The sequence below is a fragment of the Pontibacter silvestris genome, from assembly GCF_020907275.1.
Taxonomy (GTDB): Bacteria; Bacteroidota; Bacteroidia; order Cytophagales; family Hymenobacteraceae; genus Pontibacter; species Pontibacter silvestris.
This window is the reverse complement of sequence record NZ_JAJJWI010000004.1, coordinates 262,009-277,964: the sequence shown is the minus strand read 5'-3', so window position 1 is coordinate 277,964 and position 15,956 is coordinate 262,009. Positions and strand designations below refer to the sequence as shown.

13 protein-coding genes are annotated in these 15,956 nt (G+C 43.5%); 5 read left to right on the top strand and 8 right to left on the bottom strand.

Annotated elements, in window-relative coordinates; translation table 11 throughout:
- Nucleotides 1–383 precede the first annotated feature (383 nt).
- Entirely contained in the window at nt 384–1,295 is a 912-nt protein-coding gene (lipA, locus tag LN995_RS05685) for a lipoyl synthase (RefSeq protein WP_229959259.1), read from the bottom strand.
- A 115-nt stretch (nt 1,296–1,410) separates the two neighbouring features.
- A complete protein-coding gene (locus tag LN995_RS05680; RefSeq protein WP_229959257.1) occupies nt 1,411–2,145 on the bottom strand; it encodes a hypothetical protein in 735 nt (244 codons plus the stop codon).
- A 69-nt stretch (nt 2,146–2,214) separates the two neighbouring features.
- Between LN995_RS05680 and LN995_RS05675 the strand changes: the two genes are divergently transcribed.
- A complete protein-coding gene (locus tag LN995_RS05675) occupies nt 2,215–2,622 on the top strand; it encodes an OsmC family protein (RefSeq protein WP_229959255.1) in 408 nt (135 codons plus the stop codon).
- Nucleotides 2,623–2,656: 34 nt separating this feature from the next.
- Here LN995_RS05675 and ytxJ read toward each other — a convergent pair whose 3' ends face one another.
- From ytxJ to LN995_RS05660, 3 genes are all read right to left on the bottom strand, one after another.
- Nucleotides 2,657–2,998: a bacillithiol system redox-active protein YtxJ gene (gene ytxJ, locus LN995_RS05670; protein ID WP_229959253.1), complete on the bottom strand. Its 342-nt coding sequence runs from the start codon at nt 2,996–2,998 to the stop codon at nt 2,657–2,659.
- A 346-nt stretch (nt 2,999–3,344) separates the two neighbouring features.
- Nucleotides 3,345–3,560 (bottom strand): hypothetical protein, encoded by a 216-nt coding sequence (locus LN995_RS05665; RefSeq protein WP_229959251.1) that lies wholly within the window; start codon nt 3,558–3,560, stop codon nt 3,345–3,347.
- Between the two features lie 33 nt (nt 3,561–3,593).
- On the bottom strand, nt 3,594–5,573 hold the full coding sequence (locus LN995_RS05660; protein WP_229959249.1) for an alpha-ketoacid dehydrogenase subunit alpha/beta: 1,980 nt from the start codon (nt 5,571–5,573) through the stop codon (nt 3,594–3,596).
- A 258-nt stretch (nt 5,574–5,831) separates the two neighbouring features.
- On the opposite strand from LN995_RS05660, the gene LN995_RS05655 reads away from it, so the two are divergent.
- The 4 genes from LN995_RS05655 (at nt 5,832) to LN995_RS05640 (ending at nt 9,816) form a co-directional block, all read left to right on the top strand.
- Nucleotides 5,832–7,091 (top strand): M16 family metallopeptidase, encoded by a 1,260-nt coding sequence (locus tag LN995_RS05655; RefSeq protein WP_229959247.1) that lies wholly within the window; start codon nt 5,832–5,834, stop codon nt 7,089–7,091.
- A 191-nt stretch (nt 7,092–7,282) separates the two neighbouring features.
- The gene (locus LN995_RS05650) at nt 7,283–7,732 is read left to right on the top strand and encodes a MarR family winged helix-turn-helix transcriptional regulator (protein ID WP_229959245.1); all 450 of its coding nucleotides are present in this window, start codon (nt 7,283–7,285) and stop codon (nt 7,730–7,732) included.
- Nucleotides 7,733–7,795: 63 nt separating this feature from the next.
- Nucleotides 7,796–8,614 carry an aldo/keto reductase gene (locus tag LN995_RS05645; protein WP_229959244.1) on the top strand — a complete coding sequence of 273 codons (819 nt, stop codon included), beginning with the start codon at nt 7,796–7,798 and terminating at the stop codon, nt 8,612–8,614.
- A 98-nt stretch (nt 8,615–8,712) separates the two neighbouring features.
- A complete protein-coding gene (locus LN995_RS05640) occupies nt 8,713–9,816 on the top strand; it encodes an alkene reductase (RefSeq protein ID WP_229959242.1) in 1,104 nt (367 codons plus the stop codon).
- Between the two features lie 222 nt (nt 9,817–10,038).
- Here the strand turns inward: LN995_RS05640 and LN995_RS05635 are convergent, their stop codons facing one another.
- Genes LN995_RS05635 through LN995_RS05625 form a run of 3 tightly spaced genes read right to left on the bottom strand, consistent with a single transcriptional unit; the run spans nt 10,039 to nt 15,841 of the window.
- A complete protein-coding gene (locus LN995_RS05635) occupies nt 10,039–11,241 on the bottom strand; it encodes a hypothetical protein (RefSeq protein WP_229959240.1) in 1,203 nt (400 codons plus the stop codon).
- A gap of 17 nt (nt 11,242–11,258) precedes the next feature.
- On the bottom strand, nt 11,259–12,254 hold the full coding sequence (locus LN995_RS05630; protein WP_229959238.1) for a PorP/SprF family type IX secretion system membrane protein: 996 nt from the start codon (nt 12,252–12,254) through the stop codon (nt 11,259–11,261).
- 5 nt (nt 12,255–12,259) lie between these two features.
- Complete coding sequence (locus LN995_RS05625) at nt 12,260–15,841, bottom strand: T9SS type B sorting domain-containing protein (RefSeq protein ID WP_229959236.1); 3,582 nt, start codon at nt 15,839–15,841, stop codon at nt 12,260–12,262.
- Between the last annotated feature and the right edge of the window lie 115 nt (nt 15,842–15,956).

The following is a 15,956-nucleotide window of genomic DNA, read 5'->3' as shown; positions in this document are numbered from 1 at the left end:
ACTACACATCCGTCATAAGGTTACCCAAGGCTATGCAAAAGTTAATTAAGTACAATTATTTAGTAAATGGATTAATTATAGTGGTGAACATACAAAAATCAGTAGTACAATGATATGATAATATATAAATATTTGCAAGGAAAAACAGGTCTTACTTGTCTCCCTTTTTCGCATAAAAACGAAAAGCCCTGTTATTTCCATAACAGGGCTTTTATATTTAAAATAAAAATATGTCAAAAGACAGCAGAAACTACATAGTGTGAGGCTTTTACTAAAAATTAAAAGCTAACATTTTGCTAACAATTACTACTTTCAGGTCAATTTAAACTGCAAAAAATCTTCTTTTTGCCATAATTCTAAATGTTTGATAAAGAGAACATTTATCAAACATTCACATGCCGTTCCGCGTGGTACGAAGAACGCACCAGTGGCCCGGACTCCACATATTTAATACCTCTTCTTAAACCTTCTTCACGATAGTGGTCAAACAGATCCGGGTGTATAAACTCTGCTACCTCCAGGTGCATTTTGGTTGGTTGCAGATACTGGCCCAGTGTTAGTATGTCACATCCATTCGCTGCCAAATCGTCCATGGCCTGATAGACCTGCTCTCTTGTCTCACCCAGCCCTAGCATTATGCCTGTTTTAGTGCGTTGTCCATACTCTTTGGTACGACGTATCTGCTCTAAGCTACGATCATACTTAGCCTGCGGGCGCACACGGCGGTAAAGCTCCTTTACCGTTTCCATGTTATGAGATACCACCTCCTGGCCAGGAGATATCATAGTAATCAGTGCATCCCAGCTTGCTTTAACATCAGGAATAAGCGTTTCTATAGTTGTGGTAGGGGAAACAAGTTTTACCTGCTTTACTGTTTCATGCCAGATAGCAGCGCCTCTGTCCTTCAGCTCATCGCGGTTAACAGAAGTAATAACGGCATGCTTTACGCCCATCAGTTGTATGGCCTCTGCTACACGACGAGGTTCATCCTCATCATATTCATTTGGTCGGCCAGTGGCTACGGCACAGAAAGAGCAACTGCGGGTACACACATTACCCAGAATCATAAAAGTAGCTGTTCCTGCACCCCAGCACTCGCCCATATTAGGGCAGTTGCCGCTTTCGCAGATGGTATGCAGCTTATATTCTTCAACTATGTTTCTTACTTTAGCGTACTCTTTCCCTACCGGTAGTTTTACCCGCAGCCAGTTTGGCTTGCGTGGTCGGCCCAATGCATTCAGCCCCTCGGGCGTTGCGTTGGGTTGTATCACCGGAAGTGTTAATAATTCGTCCATGGTTACAAAGATAGGAAGTTATGCGTTAACACATTAGCCATTTACCAACATTTGTACCTGAGGCATGGCATGCGTATTCAGAATAGGTATATAGCCGGTTTGTTTCTGGTAATGCCTATTTTCGGCTACCGTAGTAAATGTTAAGGTACACGGAGGTGAAAACGCTGTTATTATCTGTTTGTGGGATAATTACTAACTCTTTCGGATAAGCCTCCACCATAAATCCCACTTCTATACCAGCGATACTTTCTCTGTAACGCCCGTACTCAAAGCTCAAACCTCCTTTTACATGTAGCCCTACATTCACATTAGCTTCTCCAAGCCCGGTAAACATATTGGCACTACCTTGAATATTTTCAGGAACGCGGTGTATTTGCGGGTCATACTGCTCTGTCCGGACATCGAACCCACCAGCTCCGCCATAATCATAATGGATATAATAAGGTATCAACAAGCCCAAAGAGGGTCCGATGGCTCCTACAGCATTTACCTGAACACCAGATTCAGCTGCTTTCTTAAACAACACCAGTTCGCGCCCATAATGCGGCCTTATCACAAACAGATAATTTTGCTTACCATAAACAAACGAATCGCCGGTCGAGTAGCTGTAAACGCGGTTTTCCTTTGGGTGCTTTACTTCCACAATTTCAAGCTCACCAAACTGGTACATGTGTTCTGTCATAAAATAAGAAGACCGTACAAAAGCACCACCTATCAGGCCTGCGTTAGAATTAAAGTTAACGCCATAGCTTATTTCATTCCTAAAAGCTTCATCATCTCCAGTTTGCGCTGCTGCAGGCAATATCACAGCCAGAACAAAAGTCACGACAAGTATGAGGTATCTTACCACCCTAATAGAGTTTATAGTTTATTTAAAAATACTAAATTTACACAGTAATAAAAACTATAACTAACACATATGGCAACCATTAAAAGCATATACAAAGGCAACCTGCGCACTTCGGCACAACACCTTGCCTCTGGCAACACGATTATTACCGATGCACCTGTCGATAATAATGGCAAAGGAGAAGCGTTCTCCCCAACTGATCTTGTTTCAGCTGCTCTGGGTAGCTGCATGATGACCATTATGGGCATTGTTGCCAACCGCAGCAGCATAGACATAGAAGGCATGGAACTAGAGATAACCAAAGTTATGGCCGCTGAGCCACGCCGTATTGCCGAAGTTGTACTTAACTTTACAATGCCTGCAAAAGATTATAGCACTAAAGAGAAGGTTATGCTGGAAAATGCAGCACGAACCTGCCCTGTAGCACTAAGCCTTCACCCAGAGATAAAGCAAACAGTTTCTTTCCTTTATCAATAGGCAGTAAGGCGTATCAGTAAACAAGTAACAGCTGTTACGCCTCTACCTGCTCTTTCAGCTCATCTACACTAATGCTTAGATGAGAAGCATCATATGTACATTCCCCAGCTTTAATTAATAATAGCTGTGGCGACTCATGCCTTACCTGTAACACCTCTGCCACCTCATTCGATACAGGCCGGTACTTTAGCAAATCTAAATAATAAGGCCTTACGTTGTCCAGTCCTGCTCCATCCCACTGGCGCTCCAGGCGGCTTTTGGCTGTGGCACTGATAGGGCATGTTGTACTGTGTTTAAATATTACCACTGGCGTAGTTTTAGATTCTGCAATTACTTCATCTAACTGCTCAGTGCTTGTAAGCGGATGCCAATTCATATTATAATCTTTTCTTTCTGTTAATTCTTTACTTTAGTTATACAGTAGCTAAGCTTCTGCATGCTGCGGAAGAACATTCTCCCACAGCATTTATTCTTTTTATTACTTTTTAATGCTGCTTTGCGGCGTCTTTAAAGGCTTTACCACCTTCAGCCCAACCTCTTATTCTTTTGATTGTTGATGTCCAGGTACGTGTTTTAAAAGACACTTCCCTCCCACTTGTGATTTGCCGCTGCTCATAAGAATTCTGTACTAGTCGTGTACCTGCAAAAGCAAATAAAATAAAACAAAGCGACACCTAACAACCTCTAACGCCACACTTTGCTGTTTAGGTTTATACTGATTTTCAAAACAGTAGTTTCTTTCGCTTTTTTACGCGCCCGTTTTTATCAGTTGGCACTTTAATAGCCTCAAAACCATGCCCTGCCTGGTCCTTCATACTTACTCTGTTGCGCTTGCCTGTAGGCTTCGGACATGGAATACCTTTACGCTGGCAACTTTCGGCCCCTAACAAGAGCACCAGGCAAAACAGGGGTAATAGAAATGAGCGGCATTTAAGCATAGCAAATATATTTACATTTAGAATGTCTCCTTTTTAATAAGCAAGTATAGCCTCTACTTTCTCGCGAAGGCGCTGCTTTGGCAAAAATTCCTGCTCCAGCGGCGGAGCAAAAGGCACGGCAGTGTCCAGGCTGGCTACACGCATTACAGGGCCGTCTAATAACTCAAAGCAGTTCTCACCAATCCAGGCAGCTATTTCTCCACCAATTCCTCCCGTCATAGTATCTTCATGCAGCACTATAACGCGCCCGGTATTGGCTACAGTATTTCGTACAGCCTCTTTATCCCAGGGGAGCAGAGAGCGCAGGTCCAGCACATCGGCACTTATCTCCGGCATTTCCTGTAACACCTGTTTGGCCCAGTGCACGCCCATGCCATAGGTAATAATCGAGAAATCTGTTCCCTCTGCGACTAGTCTCGCTTTGCCGATTTCGATGGTATAGTAATCGTCTGGTATTTCTTGTGAAACCGACCGATAAAGCAGCTTATGCTCAAAGAACATAACCGGATTAGGATCTTCGATGGCTGCATTTAGCAAGCCTTTGGCATCGTAAGGTGAAGAAGGGTAAACCACTTTTAGGCCAGGTGTATGAAAAAACCAGGCTTCGTTGCTCTGAGAATGGAAGGGGCCTGCTGCAGCACCTGCACCTGTTGGCATACGTATCACTACATCTGCATGCTGTCCCCAACGGTAATGGCTCTTTGCCAAGTTATTTACAATCTGATTAAAACCGCTGGTTACAAAGTCTGCAAACTGCATTTCGACCATGCTTTTCTTGTTTCGCACCGACATTCCTAAACCGATACCCACTATAGCCGACTCACAAAGTGGAGTGTTACGTACCCGGTCTTTACCAAACTGGTTTACAAAACCTTCTGTCACTTTAAACACGCCACCATACTCTGCTATATCCTGCCCCATCAGCACCAGTTCAGGGAAACGCTCCATGCTTTGGCGCAGCCCGTCCGATATGGCATCTACATACCTTTTTTCAGAGGTGGCACCAGATGCAGGAGAAACTACCTCTTGGTTAAAAGGCTGGTACATATCTCCTAACTCTTCCTGCCTATCTGCTTCTGGCATAGGCACTTCAAAAGCTTTCTGCAGACCGTCCTCAATCTCAGCTCTTATCTCCTCTTTTATAGCGTTCATGACCTTGGGCGTCAGCACCAACTCCTCCAGCAGGTAACTTTCGAACGTTTCTACAGGGTCTTTTTTCGACCACTTCTCAAACAGCTCCTGCGGCACATACTTGGTACTACTGGTCTCCTCGTGCCCACGCATCCTGAAGGTTAGAGCCTCTATAAGCATAGGGCGTGGATTTTTGCGGATGCTTATAGCTGCTTGCCGTACCGTATGGTACACTTCTACTATATTGTTGCCATCTATCTGTAAGGCATCAATGCCATAGGCAGGGCCTTTGTCAATAAAGTTCCTGAACTTGAATTGCTCACTGTTGGGTGTAGATAAGCCATAGCCGTTATTTTCTACTATAAAGATGACCGGAAGCCCCCACACAGCAGCCACATTCAGCGCCTCATGAAAATCGCCCTCGCTTGCTCCGCCATCCCCACTAAACACCAATGTTACTTTCTCCTTTCGGTCCAGCAGGTCAGCCAGCGCAATACCATCTCCTACAGCCAGCTGTGGCCCCAGGTGCGAAATCATACCCACAATATGATGCTCTTTAGAACCAAAATGGAAAGAACGGTCACGGCCTTTGGTAAATCCGGTCTTCTTTCCCTGGAACTGGGCAAATAATTTATCTAAAGGTATATTGCGGCTAGTGAACACGCCCAGGTTCCGGTGAAGCGGCAATATGTACTCATCAGCATCCAGTGCCATGGCAGAGCCGACTGATACAGCCTCCTGCCCAATACCAGAAAACCACTTACTTACCTTACCCTGGCGCAACAGTACCAGCATACGCTCCTCAATCATACGCGGCTTCAGAATAGCTTTATATAAAGCCAGCAGATCGTCGTCGGTATAATCTTTGCGGTTATAATTCATCTTTGAAAATAAAACTTCGTTATAGAGAGGCAAGTTAATGTATTAGCGGAAGCCCTGAAAATATGACGCTATTTTTTAATTTTGCTTTGAACAGATGTCAGGCGTAGATACTAAACATTAGACTTTGGGTAAAGAAAGAAAGTGTTGCTGGATAATACCCGTTTTCCTGTAACCTTTTTACAGGAAAGAAAACAAAATATTGAACCCTTGAAGTCTGATGCCTGGCATCTAACATCTAGCATCTAACATCTAAGAAACATGATAGAATTTAAAGAATTTACCCTTGATAATGGCTTGCAGGTAATTGTGCATGAGGATCATACCACGCCTATGGCTGTACTAAATGTGCTTTATAATGTAGGCTCCCGCGATGAGGAGGAAACGCACACAGGCTTTGCCCACCTGTTTGAGCACCTGATGTTCAGCGGTTCTAAAAACATACCTCTGTATGATGAACCTTTGCAGCGTGTGGGTGGAGAGAATAATGCTTTCACCAGTCCTGATATCACAAGTTATTACCTGTCGCTGCCGGCACAGAACATTGAAACCGGATTTTGGCTGGAGTCGGACCGTATGCTAGAGTTAGCTTTTAGCGAAAACGGACTGGAGGTACAGCGCAAGGTAGTGGTTGAGGAATTTAAGCAAAACTACCTGAACCAGCCTTATGGCGATGTGTGGCTGAAACTACGCCCATTGGCTTATAAACAGCACCCTTATAAATGGGCAACTATTGGCAAGGAGATATCACACATCGAAAACGCCTCTATGGATATAGTAAAGGCATTCTTCCGGAAGCATTACTCTCCGAGCAATGCTATATTGGTAGTCGCAGGCAATGTTACTTTTGAGCACGCCAGAGATCTGGCAGATAAGTGGTTTGGCCCTATTCCGTCAGGCGAAAAGTATGTTCGCAATATTCCGGCAGAACCGGCACAAACCGAGCCGCGTGTGCTGGAAACAAGTGCTGATGTACCGCTCAATGCTATTTATAAGGCTTATCACATGCCACCCCGTACGCACAAGGACTATCATGCTGTTGACTTGATCAGCGACATACTAGGGCATGGCAAATCCAGCAGATTATATGAGCGACTAGTGAAGCAGCAAAAAATGTTCAACTCTATTGCTGCCTCCGTATCTGGCTCAGTTGAAGGTGGCCTGCTAATTATTCAGGGCAAGCTTAGCGAAGGAGTAGATTTACGTGAGGCTAACGCGGCCATAGAAGCTATCACGAATGAGTTGATAGAGCAGAAAGTAGATGAGACGGAGCTGAACAAAGTTAAGAACCAAGCAGAGACAACAATTGTTTTCTCTGAAATTGACCTTCTGAACCGTGCGATGAACCTGGCTTATGGCAAGCTTTTAGGAGACGCTAACTTTATAAACACCGAGGGCGAAAAGGTACAGGCCGTAACGCCAGAAGACATTCAGCGTTGTGCCAGACAGGTGTTGGATCCTAATAACTGCTCTACGTTGCTGTACAGGGCAGAGAAGAAGGTAGAGGCAGTGGAAGCTTAAGGAAATCCTTAATCGTACATCTTCCTTTAAAGGGGTGACGATAGTGTTGACTACTGCCACCCCTTTAATTTATTTCAAGGCTATACTACCTGGTTAACCGTACTTCGTAGTGTATCGGCTAAACTTTTTTTCTCCAATCTTTGTATATACAAATATACATTTTAATTTTGTACCGCCTTAGGCAAAACAACATGCGCATAGAAGACGAAATAAATCAAAAGGATTTTAAGGATGATTACCGTCGCCTGCTTGTTAACCTGTTGTTCACTAATAACTGGCTGAATCAGCAACTGGCTCCTTTCTTTAAGGAGTTTGACCTGACGCTGCAACAGCATAACGTATTGAGCATCTTGCGCGGGCAACATCCTGACCCAGTTTGTTTTGGGGAGATTCAGGAGCGTATGGTAGATCGTAACTCTAACGTAACGCGCCTGGTAGACAAGCTAATTGAGAAGGGTTATGTAACACGATGTATTTGTGCTGAGAATCGCCGAATGATTGAGGTTCGTGTTACCCCTGAGGGACTCAGCCTACTCCAACAGGTAGATGATAAGTTTCCGGAATTATACCGCCGCTTTCATAACCTGACACAGGAAGAGGCAGTACTAGTTAGCAACCTGCTTGACAAACTGCGGGAGTAAGGAACATTTTTTTATTTAATTATTTGTATACACAAATAATGTACAGACCGAAATATTAAAATTATGAAAAAAGTAGAAATAAAAGATTCTAAGATACCTGCACTTGGTTTTGGAACCTTCCAGCTAAACAGCCAGGAGGCTCGCCAAATGGTAGAAGCTGCCATAAACGCAGGGTATAGACATATAGATACAGCGCAGGCCTATCAGAATGAACAGGCAGTTGGAGAAGCTATCAAAGCTACTGGAATAGCCAGGAATGACATTTTCCTGACCACTAAAGTATGGCGCGACAATCTAGGTGGGAAAGACTTTTTACCATCAGTAGAAGCAAGCCTGAAAAAGCTTCAGACAGAGCAGGTAGACCTGCTGCTGGTACATTGGCCGAATGCTGATGTGCCTGTAGAAGAATATATAGGTGAACTAGTTAAAGCACAGGAGAAAGGCTACACCAAATATATCGGTGTAAGCAATCACACGACTAAGCTGTTAGACCAGGTATTGGCAACAGGTGCTGACATTATCACAAACCAGGTAGAATATCATCCGCTCATCAACCAGGCGAAGCTATATAATTACCTGCGTGCACATGATATTACGCTTACTGCCTACAGCCCTATAGCACAGGGTGCGGTGTTAGGTAACGAGGCACTTAAAGCTATTGCTGATAAGTATGGCAAGAACGAGGTGCAGATAACATTGCGCTGGCTTATGCAACAGGATGGTGTTCTAGCCATCCCACGTTCGTCTAAGGAAAGCCACATGAAGTCGAACTTAAACATTTTTGACTTTGAACTTAGCCAGGACGAGGTAACCCAAATAGATAAGCTGCGCGAACAAAATAAGCGTGTGGTAAACCCTGGCTTTGCCCCTGATTGGGATTAAAATAAAATTATGAATTAGGAATTAAAATTTAACATAAATACGAAGTCTTTGCTTTGCCTCATGTTAAATTTTAACTCCCTAAACTATCTAACTCAGACATGACACAAGCACTTTTAAAACCTATAAAACTACACGACCTGGAACTAAAGAACCGTGTTGTTATGGCCCCCATGACACGTACGCGTGCCAACAACCCCGAAAAAGCGGCTACTGACCTCATAGCTACATATTATGAGCAGCGTGCTGGTGCCGGGCTTATCATTTCAGAGGGCACACCGGTTTCTGAACAAGGAATTGGCTATATCAACATTCCAGGTATTTATACTGAAACACAGGTAGAAGGCTGGAAGAAAGTAACAAAGGCCGTGCATGATAAAGGAGGCAAAATATTTGCACAGTTGTGGCATGTGGGTCGCATCTCGCACCCGGACCTGCTGAATGGTGAACTTCCTGTAGCTCCTTCTGCTATTAATCCAAATGATCAGGCTTTCACGGAAGAAGGTTTTAAGCCGACTGTTACACCTCGCGCCTTAACAGTAGAGGAAATTAAGCAGATCGTACAGGATTTTAAAAACGCTGCGAAGAATGCGGTAGAGGCTGGTTTTGACGGCGTAGAGATTCACTCTTCTAATGGTTACCTTTTTCACCAGTTCTTTGTGACTTGCTCTAATACCCGTACTGATGAGTATGGTGGGTCCAGAGAGAACAGAGCCCGTTTATTGTTTGAGGTGCTAGACGCTGTAAAAGAAGTAATGCCTATTGAGCATGTTGGTGTACGCCTGAACCCAAGCATGCACAACCAGTTTGGAATAACAGTAAACGAAGAAACCATCCCGACTTTCGATTACATTGTAGAGAAGCTGAATGACTATAACCTGGCTTACCTGCATTTATCTGAGCCTTTTTCAGATGTAACAGATGTGCCATTTGCTGAACCTAACATAGCAAAACGCTACCGCCCACTTTACAAGGGCAACCTGATTATAAACAAAGGTTTTACACAGGAAACTGGCAATAAAGTAATTGAAGACGGAGATGCTGACATGGTTGCCTTTGGGGTGCCATTTATCTCGAACCCGGACCTTGCAGAGCGATTTTCTAAAAATGCACCGTTGACACCGTCTGATCGCAACACTTACTATGCTATCGGTTCAAAAGGCTACACAGATTACCCTACTTTAGAAGAAGTGCCACAAGCTTAACTCTTCAGCACCGAAGGCTATATCGATTATTCTTCCCTAATGGAAGTAAGGCCTAAGCCCAAGGCGCTTTTACATATATACATACAGTACACAGCCAGTTACTCTTGGGTAGCTGGCTATTACTGTTTTTAGGCAAGAGGAAGTCTACCTCCATCAAACGCATAAAACAACGGCAGCACCTGAAGTTCAGGTGCTGCCGTTGTTTTTGTAAAAGAGAAAACGCTATTTAGCAATAATTATTTCCGTTCTTCTTTGCTCACTCCCCTTCTCTTCGATTACTACGCTCTCTGTATTGATCAGAAATGACTTTCCAGGAAAATATTTATCTATGTACCACTTCACATAAGCTCCCCTTTTGAAGCTGACACGTTGCCTTGCTTCTTGGCTACCAGTGGCATCGGAATAACTTTTAATATTGATTGCCGCACCGTTCGCCTGTCTTGCTAACAGTTTGTTAAGCTTCTTTAACTCAGTATCTACCGCAAAAACTTCGTTAAAGCTGTAATGTAGCACCAGGTCAGCGGCAGTGACTTTTTCTTGGCTAGCTTTGGCAGGAACAGGAACAATCGAATCTTTCTTAACTGGCTGTAAAGGCAGAGGTTCCTCCTGTACCAATTCAGCTTTCCTGCTGCCTTCTCCTAAGGTATAAGCTGTGTAAACCGCCTCTGCAGGGTTAACTGAATTAGCAACTGTAAGCCATGTAGCCTGCTCATTACTTCTTCTGTAGTATGCATTGAAACCATTTTCTCTGTTTATGCTTCCCGAAAGTTTAGCAGGCTCTCCTAACACTATTCCTGATGGGTTAAGTGCTACACCGTACACATATGCATCAGCATCTTTTTTTCTGGAAAAGAAAAGCGAATCCCCCATGATAAAGGGTGCAAACTCAGCCTCTTGTGTGTTTATTTTCTTACCCATATTTTTGGGCTTTGTCCACTTGCCGTTCTCCCATTTGCTTAGGTAAATGTCATCGTGCCCATAGCTCTTGCCTAGCTCAGCCGAGATATAAAGGCTACTTTTATCCTCTGTTAAGTAGAGGCCTAAGTTATAGGAGTTATTGCGCATCCGGGGCAGCGCACGCTCTTCCTTCTTCTCAAAAGCACCATTAACATATTGGTAGATGGAAATTTTTTCGTCTCTGCGGCTGCTCTTCTGGTACACGTACAACTCACCGACAGCAGGGCTTCCGCCAACAACAGCATTTATATGACCTGTGTTCAGGTTTGGTTCCTTCTGCGCCTCCTTGCTCCCAGGCCGCTCCAGATAGATAAACTGCCCATCGCTTTCCTGTTTTGTAAGGAGTAGGTTTTCTCTAAAAAGCAGTACATCAGCCACCTTCTCACGGGTTTCTTTGATAGATGTTTGTGCATGTGCCGCACTGGCAACAGTCAACAGCAAGGCTATTGTGTAAATGTGTCTTTTCATGTCCTTGTTTCTTTAGGTTACCAGATAGTTACACTTCTTCCAAACTTGGGAAACTTTATCGCCACCAGGTTGTAGGTAAGCATGATCTCGTTCGTGTTCTGGTTAATAGAGCCAGCATCGCCTGTTGGCATTTCATAAACATAACCAACCTTAAGCTGATTCAGCCGCAGGCCGGCGTTAACAGTGTAGGCCAAGTCCTTGCGGTAACCACCACCTACCCAGAACATGTTCTGGTACACAGCCTTCACCTGCCCTTCCACTGTCTCTCCCAGCTTGTTGTCATACTGACAGATGCCGTTTACCACCAGCCCCACCTGCTCTGATACTACCGTGCGGTAACCAGCCTGCACAATATGCTTTCGCGTATAGGTATCCTTCATAAAGTCATCTCCGGAAGTAACCAAACCACCTTTCATTATATCCTGCACAGCGTAGCCAAAGTAAAACTTGTCCGCCGTCAGCATCAGGCCCAGGTTCAGGTCCAGCTTGCTGAAGCGGCTGCTGTTGCCCAATGTGCCCAGGTATTGCGGATCGTTCTTCTCATCTACAGTTAGCCTATTGCCGTCCAGGAGTTGAGTACTGTAAGCAAGCGCAGAGCCCCAGCGTAGACTTACCGTTTCACTCAGACGCACACGAGAACCGTAGCCCAACTGTATCTGGCTTTCAGTAAATGGCCCAAACTCATCGTGCAGTACGGCCAGCCCAAACGCATGCCGCGCCCCCGCCTGGCGGTCATAACTTCCTTCTTCACGGGTTTTCAGCTGTCCGTCATTCTTCCATGCCGACAGGTCTGCCAAATCCAACTCACCAGAGGCAAAGACAGTTTTAGGAGCATCCTCAAAGCCCGACCACTGGTTGCGGTAAAAGGTTTTCACCATAGATCCCTCATAACCTGTCAGCGCAGGGTTGTAGTACTGCTGAAACAACGAGAAATTAGCGATATGTTTTCTGCTTTGGGCTTGTGCGCCCAAAGCAGAGATAATTGCAGCAATTGCTATAATATACTTTTTCATTTTGATTACTTCTTAAGAACTGTTACCACACCTTTCTTCACCATGCCTGTATCTTTCACCTGGATAATATAGAAGAAGGCCCCTTGGCGCACCTGGCCGTTTCTGTCCTGGCCATTCCACCCTTCCTCAGGATTAGTCGTTCTGAACAGGCGTACACCTGAGCGGTCGAACACCTCGATCTCCACGTTGTTGTAAAATCTCAGATTCGGCACAACCCATGTATCGTTGATTCCGTCCCCGTCTGGCGAGAAGGCATTTATAATATCAAGTTCGCTCACCACTTCAATTTCCACTGTGGCTACTATACCACCCAAATTTGATGTCTTAGGCAGAAGAACCAGCTGGCCTGTCAGTGTATACACCCCTGGCACCAAGCCAGTATAAACGCCCTGGTTCCAGATAACTTCTATTTGCTCTTTCTCGCCTGTGGCATAAGTAACTTCTACTGTTAGAGGAAGCGGAAGCTTCTCATAAGTCGTCTTAAGAGGCACCTTGATAACTTCTGGTACCTGCACAGAGATAATCTTGCGCATAGCCTTCTCAGCCTGCGCCGTAACCTCATCTCCCCTGTTACCTGCCGCATCCTCGAGATACATACTTACTGTTAACGTGCCATCGTTAAGGCCAGAAAGGTCCAGAGGGATAATGTCGAACTCAACATTCCATACTATGATACTGCCCGCCACAGGGTCTCCACCTTTGCTGCTGCTGATAGAGTAAAATAGGGTAGTGCCTATCTCGGCTCCACTTACATGCAAAGACGCGGAGGTTAAATTATCGGCGTTTATTAAGGCTTCATTGAAGGAAACAGCATAACCTAACGGTGCTCCATCGTAGATGAGCAAGAATAGGTCTGATGCAATGTTAGGGTTACCAACCTTATCCGTTACCGCGGCAGCCTTTACTTTAAGGTTAACTTCACCGTCGGAAGTTGGATCAATTTTAGCCGTAAATGTTAAGTTATCTGTAGTTTGCAGGTCGGAAACTGTAGCATTGACCGCTGTAACATCTTCCACCGCAAAACCTGCTATTTCTTCACTAAAGGTAAAGGTAACTTGGAAATCTCCTTTCGCTGGCGATGATTGGCTAGAGGTTACGGCTACAGTTGGAGCTGTAACATCTTTTACCGTGATGGTAAAACTTTGTTCTGAGAAAAGCGTGCCGTCACTTACTTTCAAAATAACATCATGAGAGCCTACATTAGCATGAGTGGGTACACCTACCAAGGCTGAGGACTGCTGTAACTTAAGTACATTATTTCCACTTAGTGGCGTAAAAACGGGTATCCCTTGAGGTGTAAGCAACATTCTTCTGGCTTCTCCTTCATAAACAGACGAATAAGAAGAAGCTGATGCTTTTATTATCCCATTTCCTGTAGTAATAAAAAGATCACCTTTTGAATCAAACTGAATATCCTGAGCAGATAACAAACCACTATAGACAGCGGTAAAGTTATTATCTTCATATTTCATAACACTGTTATCAGCTGTTAGATATAAAATTCCGTTCTTATCAAAACATATACCTTGAAACAGTTTATCTGTAGATGCTATGTTGCTACTAACTTTCGTTTCAAAGTTTACTTTTCGTAAAGAGAATGAGCTCGCTATGTATAAATCATTGTCCTTAACAGCCAGAAGCATAGCACCTGAATAATAATCTAGAAAAACTTCTTCACCATTCTCAGGATTATCTAAGCTTAGACGAGTAATTTTATTATAATCATAATAGGGAATATATAAGTACCTGTCATGAACTATCATACTAAAAATAGTACCGTTAGCTCTGTCAGCTAATATAGTTGTAGTACCGTCCGGACTTATTTTAAAGATCTTGGCATCACTAAAAGAAGAATTAGTTACATAGAGATTCCCTTTATCATCATAAGCCATAGCCCCCGGTTTAGTGATAGCATCTCCAAATTCTGTTATAGGACTTTGTTGTAGTCTAAGCCATGAGGGTATCTTGTCTGCTGAAAACGTAAATGCATCTCCATTAACATCAGTTGCAGCAAGTGGATAAGAATATGGAGTATTTTCGTTAATATTTATTACTGGTGTGGAGGTAAAAGCTGGTGCTGTTGATAAAGCTTCCGGTACAGCACTTTCTGTTGCTGAAGGATTACTTTCCACGCCTTCATTTACGGATACAACTGTAAAATAGTAAGTTGTTCCATTATTTAGTCCACTTATAGTTTTTGAAGTCCCTGAAACTGTAGACTCAACCGAGGAAAGATTATTAGCATTTTCCCCATAGTATATCTTATAGCTGGTGGCATCTTTTACTGCATCCCAGGTTAAATCTACTTTCCCGTTACCTGCAGTTGTATTAAGATTTATCGGAGCATCAAGATAAAATATAACTTTAAATACTTGATTTTTACTATAATCCGTTACGTACAAATTATCCTTTTCATCTGAAACAACACCCACTAAAGATTCACTGTTTGGTACTGTTATAATGCTTTTAGCATAAGTACCTGCATCTAACTTATAAATGTTAGAGTCCCATGAAGTAACATACACGTTGCCATTTTTATCAAATGCAATTCCTCCAGCATATGGAAACCCGCTGGCTACAGTTACAATATTCCCATTGGTATCTACTTTTTTTAATAACCCTGATGAATTATCAAGGCTTAGCAAATTCCCAAAAGCATCTATAGCAACTGCTTGAGGGTGCCCGCCTATTGCAATTGTGTTTGTGTTGTAATTAGTTAGATCAATCTTAATAATTTGTCCGACAGCCGTTGATGTATGAGAGGTAAGGCTTGTTGCATAAAGGACCCCATTAGATAACGCTAACCCATTACATGCAAACACATCTCCTATCTTACTTATGCTTTGAGTCTTTTGATCTACTTTATAGATTCTGTCATTATCAGCTACATAAAGATTGCCATCAGCATCCACAGCTATTCCCATAGGATAAGAAAACTTTGCACTAAGGGCAGGGCCACTAGCCTCATCTCTACTGGTTACACCAGGTGTTCCAGCTACAACACTAATTATACCATCAACAGTAACTTTCCTGATACAATAGTTTTCTGCATCAACTATGTAAGTGTTACCACTAGCATCCCTTGTTATTCCCCAAGGAGCATTTATACTTGCACTGACTGCTTCATTACTATTTCCTTCAGAATAAGCTTTATCTCCGGTACCAGTAAAAGCTGTAACAGGATATGTACTAACACTAGGTACTCTTGGTGTTGCAGTCACATCTCCTGATTTTAAACTTTCACCGGCATCATTTACAGCAGTTATAGCATAGTAATAAGTAACTTCATTAACAGCGGCATTATCAGTAAAAGTAGTGCCTGTTACTAAAGAAGTATTTAGCTTCTCATTGACTGTATTAGCGGTGGTACCACGGTACACGTTATAGCCAGTAACATTCTCAGCGGCAGCATTACCCTCCCATGTTAACTCTACTTTAGCATTGTCGGATAAAGCGGTAACTTGAGCTGGCGCACTAGGTACTTCAAAAAGCCTTCCTGCCTGATAAGGTGAGCTGGCTACAATTTTATATATCTTGCTATTGCTTTCATCATAGGCAAACAAAAGACCACTCTTACTTAAGCTCATATTAATAAGACGGCTAAAGCGTGCTTCCGAATATGGTGGGGTAGTAGATAAATCCTCTTGGCTGCCAGCTTCACCAGGGAGGCCAGCAAAAACATTATTGGTTTTGCTCGCTACG